Annotated in this window: 16 protein-coding genes; 4 read left to right on the plus strand and 12 right to left on the minus strand. The window is 29.4% G+C overall.

Features of this window, described 5'->3' with window-relative positions; translation table 11 throughout:
• Positions 1 to 18: 18 nt before the first annotated feature.
• From sbcC to BJG89_RS08130, 12 genes are all read right to left on the minus strand, one after another.
• Positions 19 to 3,045, minus strand: coding sequence for an exonuclease subunit SbcC (gene sbcC / locus BJG89_RS08075; RefSeq protein WP_096809896.1), 3,027 nt, complete (start codon positions 3,043 to 3,045; stop codon positions 19 to 21).
• Positions 3,042 to 4,175 carry an exonuclease subunit SbcD gene (gene sbcD, locus BJG89_RS08080; protein ID WP_096809899.1) on the minus strand — a complete coding sequence of 378 codons (1,134 nt, stop codon included), beginning with the start codon at positions 4,173 to 4,175 and terminating at the stop codon, positions 3,042 to 3,044. The genes sbcC and sbcD overlap by 4 nt, the downstream gene beginning before the upstream one ends.
• A 173-nt stretch (positions 4,176 to 4,348) precedes the next feature.
• A complete protein-coding gene (locus BJG89_RS08085; protein WP_096809901.1) occupies positions 4,349 to 4,816 on the minus strand; it encodes a CcdC family protein in 468 nt (155 codons plus the stop codon).
• Between the two features lie 266 nt (positions 4,817 to 5,082).
• Positions 5,083 to 5,268: a hypothetical protein gene (locus BJG89_RS08090; protein WP_096809903.1), complete on the minus strand. Its 186-nt coding sequence runs from the start codon at positions 5,266 to 5,268 to the stop codon at positions 5,083 to 5,085.
• A 713-nt stretch (positions 5,269 to 5,981) separates the two neighbouring features.
• Positions 5,982 to 6,194 carry a hypothetical protein gene (locus BJG89_RS08095; RefSeq protein WP_096809905.1) on the minus strand — a complete coding sequence of 71 codons (213 nt, stop codon included), beginning with the start codon at positions 6,192 to 6,194 and terminating at the stop codon, positions 5,982 to 5,984.
• 633 nt (positions 6,195 to 6,827) lie between these two features.
• Entirely contained in the window at positions 6,828 to 7,349 is a 522-nt protein-coding gene (locus tag BJG89_RS08100; protein ID WP_096809907.1) for a DUF4352 domain-containing protein, read from the minus strand.
• Between the two features lie 144 nt (positions 7,350 to 7,493).
• On the minus strand, positions 7,494 to 8,006 hold the full coding sequence (locus BJG89_RS08105; RefSeq protein ID WP_157772544.1) for an LPXTG cell wall anchor domain-containing protein: 513 nt from the start codon (positions 8,004 to 8,006) through the stop codon (positions 7,494 to 7,496).
• Positions 8,007 to 8,609: 603 nt separating this feature from the next.
• A complete protein-coding gene (locus BJG89_RS08110; protein WP_096809911.1) occupies positions 8,610 to 9,167 on the minus strand; it encodes a PBECR4 domain-containing protein in 558 nt (185 codons plus the stop codon).
• Between the two features lie 1,495 nt (positions 9,168 to 10,662).
• A complete protein-coding gene (locus BJG89_RS14805; protein ID WP_096809914.1) occupies positions 10,663 to 10,968 on the minus strand; it encodes a hypothetical protein in 306 nt (101 codons plus the stop codon).
• Positions 10,965 to 11,105, minus strand: coding sequence for a hypothetical protein (locus BJG89_RS14470; RefSeq protein WP_157772545.1), 141 nt, complete (start codon positions 11,103 to 11,105; stop codon positions 10,965 to 10,967). The genes BJG89_RS14805 and BJG89_RS14470 overlap by 4 nt, the downstream gene beginning before the upstream one ends.
• A gap of 9 nt (positions 11,106 to 11,114) precedes the next feature.
• Entirely contained in the window at positions 11,115 to 11,666 is a 552-nt protein-coding gene (locus tag BJG89_RS08125) for an ImmA/IrrE family metallo-endopeptidase (RefSeq protein WP_096809916.1), read from the minus strand.
• Positions 11,667 to 11,980: 314 nt separating this feature from the next.
• Positions 11,981 to 13,693: a peptidoglycan recognition protein family protein gene (locus BJG89_RS08130; RefSeq protein ID WP_096809918.1), complete on the minus strand. Its 1,713-nt coding sequence runs from the start codon at positions 13,691 to 13,693 to the stop codon at positions 11,981 to 11,983.
• A 110-nt stretch (positions 13,694 to 13,803) separates the two neighbouring features.
• Between BJG89_RS08130 and BJG89_RS08135 the strand changes: the two genes are divergently transcribed.
• From BJG89_RS08135 to BJG89_RS08150, 4 genes are read left to right on the plus strand one after another with little or no spacing between them, the layout of a single operon-like run.
• Positions 13,804 to 14,085, plus strand: a complete 282-nt coding sequence (locus BJG89_RS08135; RefSeq protein ID WP_157772546.1) for a hypothetical protein — start codon at positions 13,804 to 13,806, stop codon at positions 14,083 to 14,085.
• A gap of 12 nt (positions 14,086 to 14,097) precedes the next feature.
• The gene (locus BJG89_RS08140; protein WP_096809923.1) at positions 14,098 to 14,457 is read left to right on the plus strand and encodes a helix-turn-helix domain-containing protein; all 360 of its coding nucleotides are present in this window, start codon (positions 14,098 to 14,100) and stop codon (positions 14,455 to 14,457) included.
• 58 nt (positions 14,458 to 14,515) lie between these two features.
• A complete protein-coding gene (locus BJG89_RS08145; RefSeq protein ID WP_096809925.1) occupies positions 14,516 to 14,971 on the plus strand; it encodes an ImmA/IrrE family metallo-endopeptidase in 456 nt (151 codons plus the stop codon).
• Entirely contained in the window at positions 14,968 to 16,053 is a 1,086-nt protein-coding gene (locus BJG89_RS08150) for a tyrosine-type recombinase/integrase (RefSeq protein ID WP_096809927.1), read from the plus strand. Before BJG89_RS08145 ends, BJG89_RS08150 begins: the two co-directional genes overlap by 4 nt.
• The last annotated feature ends 69 nt before the right edge of the window (positions 16,054 to 16,122 follow it).

Below are 16,122 nucleotides of genomic sequence, written 5' to 3' on the forward strand. Positions count from 1 at the left end.
AGCTATTTTTTAAACATTTTATTGCTTTTTAAAGCGGGTTGTACTTTGATACTGTTCTGTTTTCACTTCTAAAATAAGCGGAATACGCTGTTTTAATTCACTCACATGAGATATAATACCCACCATTCTCCCAGAAGATTTCAGACTTAACAGCGTATCTAAAGCTGTTTCAAGTGTTTCTTGATCTAATGTACCGAATCCTTCATCAATAAACATAGAATCTAAAGCAATCCCCCCTGATTCTTGTTGTACTACTTCACTAAGCCCTAAAGCTAATGCAAGAGAAGCTTGGAACGTTTCCCCTCCTGATAAAGAAGTGATATGTCTTTTTTTATTAGAATGCGAGTCAAAAACATCTATTTCTAAACCACTGTATCCTTTGGAGGTTTGTTCCCTTCGTACCAATTGATATCTTTGTCCAGTCATTAATGATAATCTTTGGTTGGCGTGCGCTAATATACGCTCCAAATAATATATTAAAACAAAGTTTTCTAAAGTTAATTTTTGTTCATTTTTGCCTGATAAAATTTCTGCTAATTGGAAAATCTCTTGTTGTTCTTGGAGTTCTTTGTCCAGATTATCAATAATTTTATTGATTTGTTCTATTTTCTTTTGATTGAACTCTAATTTGTAATGATGTTGACTCAATATTGAACTTGCGTAGTCTAATTTATGCTTTGCTTGTTCATGTGATGATTTCAACTCTGAAATATCTTGCAATGCTTTGTTGTCAATTTCTGATTTTAGCTGTGCAATAATAATTTCAAGATGTTGTTTTTCTTGATTGTATTTATTTATTTCTAATTCGATTTTGGATTTGTTTGGCACTTCATTTATAGTATGCTCTACTTGCTTAAGTGATGAAAAGCCAATTCTGTTCATTTCTTCATCAATTTTGTTATTGGAATCTTCAATGTCCCTATTTAAACTCTCTAATGTCGTTTTAAGATGATCTTGATCATTTAGCTCTAACGATAATTTATTACTGTCTTTTTGAATCTGTTGTTCTAAGCATTCATATGTTTTTTGGTAATCATTTATTTCCCCTAATTCCTTTTCATAAGCCTTGATAAATGTGTCAACGTTTGTATATGCTGTGGCGCTTTCAAAATCATTGATAGCGGTTGTAAATTCATCTAATTCAAATTGCTTCGTTTTGAGATTTAGTTCAAATTCATGAATTTTTTGGTTTAATGTCATTACTTTGTCTTTAAGCTTTGTAATTGTTTCGTTTTCGGTTTCTAATTGTATTTTAGTTTTTGAAACTTCCCTCATACATTGTTCAAGTGCTTTATAATTGGTTTTTTCTAACTCGTCCAGATTAAATTTATTTAACTGCTCAAGTATATAATGGATTTCACTATCCAATTTAATTTTTTGTTCTTTTAAATCTGTATGTTTTTGTTCCAGTTCGGCTATTTTCTCATGTCTTGTTGTGAGTTCATCAAAATCTATATGTGTTTCTAATGTATGAACTTCATTTCCACAAACAGGACACGTGTCTCCTTGAGCAATTGCTGCTTGTATTTTCGAGATAATTTCTTGTTTATTATTTAAATCAATATTTGTTTTATCAATCTTTTGATATCCCTCTTCCACTGTGCTTAAGTTAACATCAATTTGTTTTTTTCTAGCTGTTTTGTCAGCTTTTTTTTCTTGTAATTTAAGATATTCATTTTTGTGTTGTTCATTTTGCTTATATGTTTTAATATCGTTATCCAATTTGTGTATTTTTTCATTGAGTTGTTCAATTTTTTTATAATCGGGTTCCCTCCCGTTTAATTGCGCTATATAAGTATTAAGCTGCTTCTTTTCTTTTTTATAATCATCTTCAAGTTTTGTATATTCATTTTTTAAACTTCCAATTTTTAAGTATGCAGTTTTATATTTATCATACTTGTTATAAAATAATTTGCAGTTTTCTATAAATATCTTAGATTTTTCTATAGATTGAGTTAAAGATTGGTGATTTTTGAATTGTTTTTTATTTTTTTCTAATTGTTCGTTTAAATTTGCTATGTAAGCCGCTTTTTTTGAAATATTTACTTTTATTTCGTCATGTTTTTTTAGTAATTTTTCTTTAGTATCAAATAAATTTGCTAAAGGTCTTACTTCATTAATCTCTTTTAACAGTTTCATTTGATTTTGGATATTATTTTCTTCTGATAACAATTTATTGTACTCTGTTTGTTTTTGTTCAAGGTTTGTCATCGCTTCTTGAAGTTTTAGATTGGTATTTAATTGGCGCTCAATCTTTTCAAATGTTTCTTTACATTTATCTCTTTTAGCAATTAAATCATTTTGAATAGTCTCACCTATTATTTTAAATTCTGGTAATACAGATTTAATTTTATTAGTCTGTCTTGCATTTATTGCTTTATATTCATTTAAAGTGTCCATATTAAACGTTTCTAAATCTTCCCAATCTGTCTCAAGCGCGTGATATCGCTTTTCAATTTGTATTCTTACTTTTTTTACGTCATCATTTAGCATTGCTTGTATTTCTTCGAATCTTTGACTATTAAAAAGCGTTCTTAATATTTCTTGCTTCTCTATACTTTTAGATAATAAAAATCGTTTAAACTCACCTTGAGGCAAGATAAACAATTGTCTAAACTGTTCAGTATTGACTCCCAATAATGCTTTAATAAATTGGTTACCAGCATTTACTTTGCTTTCTCGTAATTCAAATACATCTTCCAATTGGTATATAGCAAGTTGACCGAGCGTTTTATTTTTATTTCCTTCTTTTATAAATGAACCTTGGCGATTAATTTTAAAAATTGTGTTTCTTAATTTAAATTCGAATTCTACAGACATTGGTGTTTTACCGTCTGCAAAATGACTTCGTAAATCACTCTCACTTCTATCTTTAGTGGATGCTTCTCCGAACAATGCAAATACAATAGCATCAAATATCATTGTTTTCCCAGAACCCGTCTTCCCACTAATTAAAAACAACTGGTCGTCATTAACTTGTTGAAAATCAATAGTTTCATCCAAGAAAGGACCAAAGTTTTTTAGCTTTAATGTTAAAGGTCTCAATGAGTTTGGCCTCCTTCAAGTAATTCGTTTAATACTTTACCGATTTTTTTATTTTGAACACTAGTTAAAGTTTCATTCGTAATATTTTCATAAAATTTATTAATAATTGTTTCATCATCTAATTTTTGAATTTCAATGTTTTCGTGATGAATGGGTGTATTAAACTCAAAAGTTTTGTTTGTAAGCGCTAATGCATTAGGATAAATTTGTTTTAAATGCATCATTGGATCACTGACATGTGACATATGCTTCAGCTTGAAATGTAAGTAATTATATTTGTCTTTTATCTCTAGTTTTTCTTGGATTGCATCATCATAATTTCCTTCAACTACCTCCAATTGCCTTAAAGGGGTTAAAGGTCTAAATTTACTTTTAATTTCATTATCAATTATTTCAATTACTCTGTAACCTTTTGGTTGTGTAGATTCTGAAAAAGAATATTGTAATAATGAGCCACTGTAATGTACAAAATTAGAATTGATACTAAAAGGATGATGTAGATGACCTAACAATACTTGATCGAAACGTTGAAATGAACTTTCTTCAACTGATTCAACTGTACCAATTGTTAATGGTCTCTCAGATTCAGTTCTAATTCCGCCTTGGACAGTAAGGTGACCTACTAACATATTCGTCTTATCTCGATCCAAATGCTGCGTCATATATTCAATGGATTTCGATAAAGCTTGCTGATGCGTTTCAATCATTTTATCACCAAAGAAATAACTTGTTTCATTAACTGTAGAAAATGGTAAAGTATAAAAATCAATATTCCCTATTGAAACAGGACTTGCCATATCTTCAAGCGAAGTCCGAATATAAAGTTGAGATTTCTCAAACCATTTTGAACCATAATTGAGTCTTTCTTTACTGTCATGGTTGCCATTAATCATAATTAATGGCATATTCATTTCTAAATTTAATGTATTTATTGTACTTTCTAATAATTGAATTGCTTCTTTGTTAGGGTAACTTGTATCATATAAATCACCTGCAATTACAATCACATCAGGTTGTTCATCTACCATTGCTTTTATAAATGATTCTAATATATAAGATTGGTCTTCAAGCAATGATTTTCCATTCAAAATTTTGCCTAAGTGCCAATCTGCTGTATGTATCACTTTCATATTACCACTCCTGTAAGAACCTTTGTTCGCTTTTATATTACAATATGCCTCATTATCACACAAGTATAGTTTCATGATAAAAAAATAGGCTACTTAACCCCTACGAAACAAGGAAATTTAGCAGCCTCTTAATACCAAATATATTCAATTTCTGGGATGTAGTTATTTCAAACTCAATCTATTAAAGTTCTTTTAATTTTTTTATATTTATATAACATGGCTAATCTCCATGGTACAATCATGCAAAATGCAAGTAAGAAGAACATACCAGCAATTTCCCCTGGATCAATTTGATTACTAACAAATATTTTGATTATAGTTCTAATTAGTAATAGCGAAATTAAAATGATAGGAAAAGCTTTGGAACGCTTCATATATATTTCACTACCCTGTGTTTCAAATTTAGATGTCCATATCAATACTGTTGAAAAAAGAACACCTAATATAATACATTCTATGATTTCAATACCTGTTAATCTAAAGTAAGGTACCACATACATAAGTGCACCTGTTGCCATGAAGAAAGGAGGTAGAACGATTTTCTTTTCATTTACTGGGTATTCTTGTGCTTTCATTCTTACAAAAATAACGCCAATACCCATTAAAAAAGCTACTACTATAGAAAATACTAAATATAACATGCTTACACCTTCTTTAAGTTACTAGCTTAACTCTCACCTTGAATAGTATATCACTTAACCATTTAATATTCAGTATTTTTAAATTAAAACATCGCATGTTATATTTTATTGCATTCTTCAACATGTATGGATTGGCTCAAAACAATAAACAGAGCTGTTTATACATTAGTTATCTTAAAATAACATGCTCAATCACGGGAAGTATATTGGAAGATGAATCCAAAATAAAATAAGCCTTGTTAAAGACTTATCTTATCTTTCATTATTTAAATAGCGCGTGTACTATCGCATGCTGATAACGCATTTTCTAAAGTGTATCTAAGGTAGTTCATATCATGCATTTGCATTGCATTATGATATCGTTTGAATTCTTCATCGGTAGAAAAGTTAATATGCATATTTGCTAGTCGATCTAAAACTTCTTTATCTTCCATGTCATAAGCACTCTTCACTTATTTATACCTCCCTTATATATACAAATTATAACAAATTTGATTTTACAATCAAATATTTAAAAAATAAATATCATACTTTCACTATTTAAAGTAATTCATATTCATTTAAAAAAGTCTAAAAAGAGAGACCTAATATTAAAAAATAGACAAAGATTTAAAATAATATAAAATACTAACATGTGGTTATTAGACCCTTTTCATATACAAGCATATGGCATTTTTATAATCAGCCAAAATTTAACAAGGTTCAAAAATTGTGAAACAAAAGTCTATTTTCGTGGACTTACACATGAACAGCAAAAAAGTGAGCGAAATATAAAATAACGCATTTGAAACTACAAATGTGAATAAATGCTTTATGCTACCAAATTAAAAATAAGGGCTGATGACTACTTGTCGAAAGTAGTATTCAGCCCTTTTATGACGCACTATTTTTTCTTCTTGAATGCGTCGTCTTGATTTTTGTTCATCATTGTCATCATTTAACCCGAACATTAAAAAACGCTTCAAAATCAACGCTTTAAGTTTAAATACTTAAAACATTTGAAAACTGTTATGACAGGCTTTCAAAACTTATTTTAAAAGTTTTGTTGCCAATCTGTTGCCAATAATTGTTTGCCATATAACTTTTATGTGTTCGTATCAACAATTCTATAACGGAACAAACATTCCCTTCCTCCTTCAAAAATAACGTTATCCGTTAGGAATAATCAGTTGTTAACGATAAAATAAATACTACTATAAATGTTATTGTTGGTAATCCAAAAAAATATAATACCGGCAATAGCTTGCACTATATTATTATCTATTGCCGTAAGTGGCGCAACTGCATACATAACAGCAACCAAAATTATTGCAGAAATAATTATTGCCAATATCAAACTAATACCAATTTGTGATAATGCGCCACCCAAAACAAACAAAACATTCACTCCTTAATACTATGTAAAAAACAAAGGGCAATCCCTTAACAAGCTAAAATTACTTTACTACCATTATAATGGTAGAAACTAGTCACAAATGCAACTATAACATAAAAAAAGAGACAGTTTTTAACTGTCTCATTCCCTTAAAATTCTAATAAATTAATAATGTATATTAATCTGATTGAGCTATATAGGCAAAGTTAGGAGTACTTAAAACCTAATACAAATTTAACATATATATTTAAGAATTTAAATATGTTATGAAAACTTTTTAGTTATTATTAAAATAGATCAGTGAATTCAACTTATTTATTTGATATTATATACTTTAGGATATATTTAATGAGGTGTTTTATATCAAGTATTACATGACTTTAGTATCTGCACTATCAACTTTTGTAGCATACTTAATACCAATTTTATCTTTCAATAAGTTTTTTAACGGTACGTTATACCTTTTTAATGGACTTGTACTGCTGGGTATTATTATATTGATAAATATTTTATCTCTTATTCATGGGGATCGTTTAGTAAATGCTTTACTTCTATTTTTTAGTTTTATAGCTACATTGATTTTTACTTTTCCAATATGGCGTCCGGTGGTTCTAGTTAGTTTTTAATTATGTTATTTCAAAGGGTAAAAGAAATTTTATTCTTTGAAATAATTTTAGAATTTATATTTAAATATAGTTCGTTAGACTTTAAGGTGTTTAAATCAACATCAAATACTAATTTAAAATTCTTTATGTTATTCTTTTTTATACTACCTATCGAATTTGCTTCTAAAAAATTATTACTTTTTTTATTTAGTACGTTAGTAATATCCATAGCGGGGATTAATAAGCTATTTTTATTACTTATAGCAAACTGATTACGTTTTATAATAAAATCCGCATCCTTGTAATTTGCAACTCTGATTGTAAGGACAATATATTTCCCATTTGCTTTATATGTATTATTATCCGTTTTAATTTCTTGCTTTTCTTCAACACTCTTTACTTTATAACCTATATTATTGAGTTTAACTTCATTCTCTTTATTATATACAGCATTTTGCATATATGGAGGTGGACTATAGGCATTTTGCTTATTAAGTTCATATATTAATAATACAACACCAACTATATAAACAATCGCAATAAGAACAATCAAGACCCTTTTTGTGATAATTAACCCTCCTTGATTTCTAGTATTTTAAATCTCCTAAAGTATATATATGTATTCTTTCAATAACTTAAGAGTACAAATTAGAATAGACAATCACCTAGTGTGATTGTCTACTATACTAGCATAAAATTATGCTTTACTTCTTAATTTATTTACTACTAAAAATCCAATCCCTAAAAATAATGCCAATCCGCCAAACAAAATATTATTAAAATCATTTTCTACACCAGTTTCTGGTAACATATCATTTTGACTTTTAGTTACTTCTTTATGATTATTGTCTTCTGTCACGGAATTTTCATCGCTATTGTAAGTATCAATATTTATAGAACCTGCTGATTGAAAATTTTTGATATCATTATCTCCAAATCGTAAATTACCAGTTTCTTTATCAACCTTGATAATTTGTAAACCACCAACACCTGTACTTTGAACAGCGGGAACTTCATAATACTGTCCTTTATCTTCTACTTGGCCAGTAGCTTTCAAACCATTTTCTACATAACCAAATTCTTCAGAAACCTTATCAACAGCATCACTTTTCAACTTATCTTCATTAATAGCTGCATCAGCAACATCATTGCCTAGTAATAAAGCACCTGATAATAAACCTACACTTAATGGAAAAATTATTTTTTTCATTTTAAATCCCCCAATATATTTTATTTTCATGTAACACAACATAACATTAATTTTAATTAATTTAAACCGATAAATCAGATAAAAAATTATTAATGAACTTAAATTTGAGCAAATAAAAAAGAGAGACACATAATCAGTGCCTCTCTTTTGAAGTATTGAAATAAAGGTATAATAACAAATTAACATGTGGCTAATTAAAAATCAATAGCAAAACATCTTATAAGCTTGCATTGCCCAACCATTGTCGTCACCAGAAAATACTTTTCCAACTTTCCAACAATCGAAAATGTAAGATTATCAAATTCATGTTACAAACTTCGTTTGTGAATAAATCTTTCACATTAATTGCTGGATTTATTTATGTAAAAAATAACCACCCATTGACATGCTTAGGTGATTGGCGAAATAAATAATTGGAGTTTTATATATGCATGTATTATATATTTTAACACAAAATTAAAAGACAGCTAAATAATAACTGTCTTTTAAAAACTGTACTATTTTATAGGCTTAAAATTTATTAATGCGTTCCCTTAACATTAATATATTATTTATGCTAACACAGAAATTGAAAAACAAAAACACCAACTAGTTGAGTGAGTGTTAGTATGATTGCCATTCTATACTATTTATTCTAACCTTTTTTCTTCCCACATAATCACTATTATCTTTTACAACATACATAGTGGTCGGAGAATAATAATCTTTATTTCTTGCTTTTCTTAAACCTAATAATATATCTTTACCACTGTATTTATCTATAAAAACTATATCTAAATTTTGCGGATTTCGATCGTGACTATTTATTATTATACATAATTTAATATTTTTATCGATAAAACAACTATGTAAAAAATTATAACTTAATATTCTGTCTTTAATTTCTTTATATCTTTCATGTAGTTTTATATTTTCTATAGCAACTTTACCTTCTAATATATTTTGAAGGATATTTGTTGCTCTTCCATTTATAACTTTATGTAAACCTAACAAATGAGGTAAATTAAATTTATCAAATCTTATCTCTAATTTATCTAGTTTTCTATCAGTAACATTTAACACTAATTTTTTTTGAGTGAATTTTTCTATAAAATCATTGAGGATGTATTGAAAATTAATATCTTCTTCACTATTTAATATGTAATATTTATTATCCTCCAAAAAATCACTCTTTCATAAAAATATCCCTACTCTTTAAGCAGGGATTATGTATATGAGCGCGGGTAAGAAGGGTGTCACTTACCAGGACCAACGACTAGTTACAAGGCCACAGTCAAGGCTATACAATGCACTCCTAATTGTATATAACTATATCTATATAACATAGTTACCACACAGACTAACTTACAGAGCTAAGAGTTAGGAAGAAAGAACAGGATTGAGAATTAACTTTCTTCATCAATAACTATAGTACTTTTATTATCTTTTGTAAATAAATTAGCCAAACTTTTTCTTCTATTTGGATAACTTTTGTACATATTATAAACATAATTACATAAAAAAATACCCAACCAGTGACATGCTTGGGTGGGATCAAATTAAAGTTTTTAAATGTTTAACAAGAATATGGTGACGCATGTAAAAACATTGTACCACATATTATAAAAATGATATTTTTGAAAGAAATGCCAATGAATAATTTCTTTATACTAACTAGTTGAGTGAAGTTTGTGGGGAACTTCACAAATATATTTTGGTAAATATTGTTACATTTGACAAGAAGTTTCACAACACTTATCGTATAAAGTTAACCACCCATAAGGGCGGCTATGTCTTAGAGAGTATGTCTGAATACACACCCTAGGGCATATATTAGACCTACTCTATCTGACAACACCCTAAGGTGTGCTATATAATAATACAATACAAACTAGTTGTTGTAAACATAAAAAACAGATCGAGCATATAAGAACTTTTTCCCTATTTTTATTTTCGTATAATAATTATCATAAAAAAGTGGGCAAATTCATGCAAAATTGCTAACAATTGCAATCTAGCACATTTAGTTTAAGCCTTGTAATTCCAATATATTCAACTATCGCTCAGCGTGTTATTAACATATTATTTTATATCAAACTTTTGTACCATTTGTTGTTAATTTAGACTGTGTTACTATATGGACATGATACGACCTCAACCGTATCAAATAAATATAATACTATTCACAAGCTCGCTTTTACATAAGTGGGCTTTTTTATTAAGGAAGTTTTATTTATGGGAAATTTTATGATGTACTCATCTTATGTTATTTTTTGTATTATTTTTTTATTGATAGTTTTTACTTTAATATTTAAAGTTAATAAAACGATTAAATGGATTATATTGGGGACGGTAACAGCGCTTTTAATTTCGCTTATATTCTTGTATAGAACTGGATCAGATATTAGACGTGAAAGCATAAGTCCACTTCAATATGGCGAAATCCAAACTAATAATCTCATATAATTAAGTTAGTTATTCTATATATTTTACGTAGTTATTTTAACTTTTGAGCATAAAAAGTGGATAGATTAACGTAATCTACCCACAATTTCAGTCTGGATAAATGCCAAACTATAATAAATACAGAATTTCAACACAAATATTATATTAACATCATTAAAATAATATTTAAATTCAAAAGTAATAAAAAATAACCACATCAATTAAGATGCGGTTACTTATTAGATAAATCTTCATTGTGTTTTAAAATATCAGTTGTAGAACTAAAAATATACCTTAATAAAAATCCTATAATACCAAAAATATTAATAAAAGTTGCTGAGGCAAAAAAGATAATTAATTTAATATCATAGTGTGGTACACTAACAGGAAAAACCCAGATTTTAAAACTTAAACCTTGTAAATATAACATTACAAATAAATTCAAAGATAATACAAGTGTTATCAATCCAAATATTAATAATGATATTTTTCTAATATTGTCTTTAAAATCGATTTGCTTTTTAGCTGAATCTCTCAAATGTTTTTATAGTCATAAAAATCTTTAATATCGTCATGTGCAGTTTGAGCATCTATATCTATTTTGCTCGCATCAGAATTATTTATATCATTTATTAAATTATTAAATGTATTTGAATCCAAATCCGTTCTATCCATTTAAAATTCTCACTTTATTCTTTCGTTCTTTAATTTGTTTAATTGTCTCCATGCAAATGGCTTAGAAATCTTAAAAGCAGTTGCAACTTTATAAGATAACTCATTAATTTCTGACTCAGAATAAGCAAAGATATCTTTCGGTATCACTTTTTCTATTACATCTATAGGAGCCAATAACTGTGCTGAAAATTCGTTAGCTTCATTTTCTAATTGAGTATTTGCGTTATCGTATTCATTTCTATACAAGATACTATATTCTTTATTAGGTTTATACATCGGCCAACCCCAATGTAAAACTATATGTCCTAATTCATGAGCCATTGTAAACCGTCTTCTCCCATTTGAGTGTTTTGCATTTACAACTATTTCTGGCAAACCTATTTCATTAATTCGACTATAACCGCTAATTGAATCGGGAAAATCGAATGTACTCATATCACTATACAAAACTTTTATACCAAATGATTCAATTGCTTTTTCTAAATCATCTAATATATTTTTAAAACTAAATTCTTTATATTCATTACGAAAATCATTAGTCCTTTTTCTAATATTTTCCATTGACATCCCTCCTTTAATTATATTATATAATATATTAATACCTTTTTGTAAAATTTTTTGAACTTTAATACAAAAAAATAACCACCCAGTGACATGCTTGGGCAGTATATAAATTATTGTCAATAAGGAGTTATCACAGCATGTTTTAATATTTTATCATAAATTATAAGTTTGGCCACCCATCATAAAAATAAAAAGCACTCTATAAAAGAGTGCTTCATGCGTAAAAATATAATAGAATTAGTGAGTCATTAAATGAAAAGTGACCCTATTTGCAATATAACATATTTTAATCATTTTAGCTAATAGACTTTTTAATATACTTCTACTATTCTTAATCTTTCGTGCCATACCCAACCGTTGTTTGAAGATGAATATACTCTTGCCCAACCGTTTAGTATTTCGAATATATAGAATTGATCGTAACCAGCACTGTAGCTTTCGTTTGTTAAGTGCCAATCATAATTACCGTTACTACCTGTACGTTTTGTAATAGTAGCACCGTAACTATCAACACGACCTCTAAAGTATGCACTATCAGACCAATTTAAATCATCGGGTGGAATGGAACCAATCGCTAAATCATTTAACACATTGTCATATGCGCTTACATCATCATGCAATTCACTACCACCGCCCGGTTTATAAACCTCGTTTATGCGTAATCTTTCATACCAAACAAAACCGTCATTATCCGGCGAATATACTCTTGCCCAGCCGTCACGAATTTCATAAATATAAAATTGATTATAGCCGGGATCGTATGATTCGCTAGTGACAACCATTACATTATTATGGTTTGGTCTACAAATTGAAACACCTGCGTTATCTGCTGTTGCTCTAAAGTATGGTTGATTAGACCATGTTAATTTTTTAGGTGGTACATTACCAACTTTAAGTGTAGCGTTGTTTTCGTTTGTTTTAACTGGTTCCGGTGTGATGTTTGATAAATCTACATCTTCATCTACGAAATCGGGAACAATGAAATGCGTTAATCCAGCGTAATTATCCGTTCTTAATTTTGCCGGGCTGTTTGCTAACGTATCATAGTTTTGTTCTAAGATAACAAATGTTTCTGTACCTCCACTGTTATCCCATACTAAACCAGTATGGCCCCATTTATCATAAATACCTTCAGTATATACTGCGATTGTACCGATAGGTGGCACATAGTCGGGCGTATTTTCTACAAGTTTCCACCCTTTAGGCAAAGCAACCCATGTTAAATCTATTGCGTTACCCCATATTCTGTAACCATTTGTTACGTGGTCTGCATAGTCTACAATCAAGTCCATACACTGGTACGCTGCGAAATTATCGAAATCGATATACTGACCTTTTAGGCTGTGCATATACTCTATAGCCTCTTTGTAATCTACATTTGTTTGTGGGCTTTCTGTTGGTTTTTCTGTAGTTGTTTCTGATAATTCTTTAGAAGGCTCACTATCGCTTTCTTCTTCTACGCCGTCAATGTATTTAGTAACTAATTTGTCTAAATTGCTAACATCACGACCATAACCAGCGTATTCTAACAAGTTACCCGGGTCAACTTTACCTACTTGAATATCTTGATGTCCGGGCATTTCCGTTTTGTAATCAATGCCCCAATAGTTACATAAATAAGCTAAGACACGTGCTAAATTATCTAATGATTTTTGAGAACGTGTTTTATCTGTGAAATATGAACCTTCAGCACCAAATGCGCCATCGTTAGCATCTACGCCATACCATTGGTTATCTTTGATTGCACCATATAACACATGCCATGCTTTTTCTGTAACTGGAATACAAACAATACATTCTTCGTCGTCAACGAATATATGAGCGCTTGCCACGATAGACCAATCAATATTATATGAGTTTTTATAATAATCAACATTATTTTGTGCTGTAGTATCTATATTACCTGTGTCGTGTGCTACTGCAAATTTCGGGTTACCTGTTGTTAATGGTTGCCCACTACGTCTCGTTCCGATTGGTAACCAATCATAACGTACTGGTACGCCATTCCATTTTTCTTGTGCCATTTATAAAAATCTCCATTAATTTTTTATATTAAAGAACCGACTATATTTATAGCCGGTTAATTATTAACTATTTAACATTGCCTCCACCTTGTTTTTGGTGGTCTTGTTTAGTGTTTCCACTACGTTTTTTGCCTGTTTCCCATAATCCTGTTGCCATTAAACCACTTATGATAATTTTGCGTCAATTTGCCGAAGGTTACGAATTAGATTATGAATATCTTATGTTCAAAGCCGGTTACCTAGATGAACCACGACACACTAGCGACGATGAATATTTTATGTTTAAAGATAAAGAAGGCTTTGATAGTTTGCCAGAAGAAGATAAAGAAAAAATATTACTTACTTTACGTGAACAAGCCGATTTTATGATTTCTAAATATAAAAAAAGATAAAGGGTGTAATAATTGGAAGAATACAGTAAAAATATTAAATTTTTAAGAACTCAAAGAGGCATGACACAACAAAAACTAGCCGATAAAACGGGTCAAACTAAACAAGTTATATCAAATTTAGAACGTGGGTACAGTGCGCCAAATAATAAACAACTTTTGAATTTAGCTCATGCACTCGATTGCACTACTAACGACATTTTGGGAGATGTTGAGGACGATAAAAGAAACTATCAAGCAATCATGTTCAAAGACAAAGAAGCATTTGATGAATTATCAAGCGAAGAAAAAACAAGAATTATACAGTCGTTGGAAGATCAAGCCGACTATTTAATAGCGAAAACTATTAAACAAAAGAAAAACGATGATAAATAAAGCATCGTTTATTTTTTGAACTTTAAGGGGAACTGACGTTCTATATGAGGAGGATTTTATGTTTATTGATGATGTGGTAAATGATTTAGCTTACGAATTAAATAGTAATAATGTTGAAAAGAGTATTGAAGGAATTTCTGACTATTTAAGTATTATTGTTGTATACAATGAACATATAAGTTGTGTAATGAAATTTAAAGGTTATCACGTAATTTACATTAAACAAGATGAAAAGAATAAAATGTGGGAAGATTTTACTCATGAATTAGGACATTTTATGTTACATGACACCGATCAACGTGATATGAATGATATGTACAATCAGAAACAAGAAAATGAGGCTGACAAATTTAGTCTGTTGTTTCGTATGCCTCAAAAAGAAATTGAATTACACGAATTGTTTACTGAAAATGATTTAATGACTTTTTATGAAGTTGGGCATAACATAGCAAGACAACGTTTAATCAGTTTATGTAATTATTACTGCAATGACGAAACAAGGGTTTTTAAATGACTGTTCATAAAGACCCCAACACAAATAAATGGTTTTATTCTGTACGTGTTGAAAACGTACATGGCGAAAAGGTACATAAGAAAAAACGGGGGTTCGCAAAAAAGAAAGATGCTTTAATTGCCCAACAAAGATTTTTAGAAACATACGATACGGAAATTGAAGAACAATACACATTTCGTGAAATAGCCGAAAGGTTTATGCGTTATTCAAAAGGACGCAAAAAAGAAACCACAATTTACAATCAAAATAATTTAATCAATAACATTTTGATTCCACATTTTAAAACTACACCTATTAAAAATATCAAACCTAAACATATCGATGATTTTTATCAATCTATATTTGATAAATATAGTAATTCAATGTTAGGTAATATACGACGTAATTTGTCTGCTATATTTAACTTCGCTGTTAACTTCTACAATCTCTCACGCAATGTTGTGAAAGTTGTATCACTGCCAAAACATGAAGAACGACGTAAGCAAGAATACTGGACGATTGACGAATTCAACCATTTTATAAAAGTAGTAGACAATATAGTGTATAAAACATTGTTTATGGTCTTGTTTTGGTCCGGCGCTCGTAAAGGCGAAATATTAGCTCTACGTTATTGCGATATTGATTTTGAAAATGAAGAAATAGAAATAAACAACTCGTGGAATGACAAAACAATCACGACGGTTAAAACTACACCATCAGAACGCACTATAACGATACCTAGCCACGTAATAGAACAATTAAGGGAATTGGAACAATTTCAAATTGAGAAGTTTGAATACGTTAATAACGATGATTTTATTTTTACAGTTAGAAGTATAGCAAAACCAATGACACTTGCTAATGTTAATAAACAATTTAAAATTGGCATTGATAAAGCAAATGTTAAACCAATTCGGGTACACAATCTGCGCCATTCACATGCAACGCTATTAATTAATAACAACGTACAGTTATACACAATATCAAAACATTTAGGACATTCAGATATAACGACCACTGCGAACACATACGGACATTTATACCCGAACACTGAAAAAGAATTACAATCCATATTAACTAAGGCATATAATGATAGTTGGTAATTTTGTTGCCAATTTGTTGCCAATAAATCAAAACCACCCGTATAACGGGTGGTTTGTTCTGCGGCTATA

It is taken from the genome of Staphylococcus nepalensis, assembly GCF_002442935.1.
GTDB classification, from domain to species: domain Bacteria; phylum Bacillota; class Bacilli; order Staphylococcales; family Staphylococcaceae; genus Staphylococcus; species Staphylococcus nepalensis.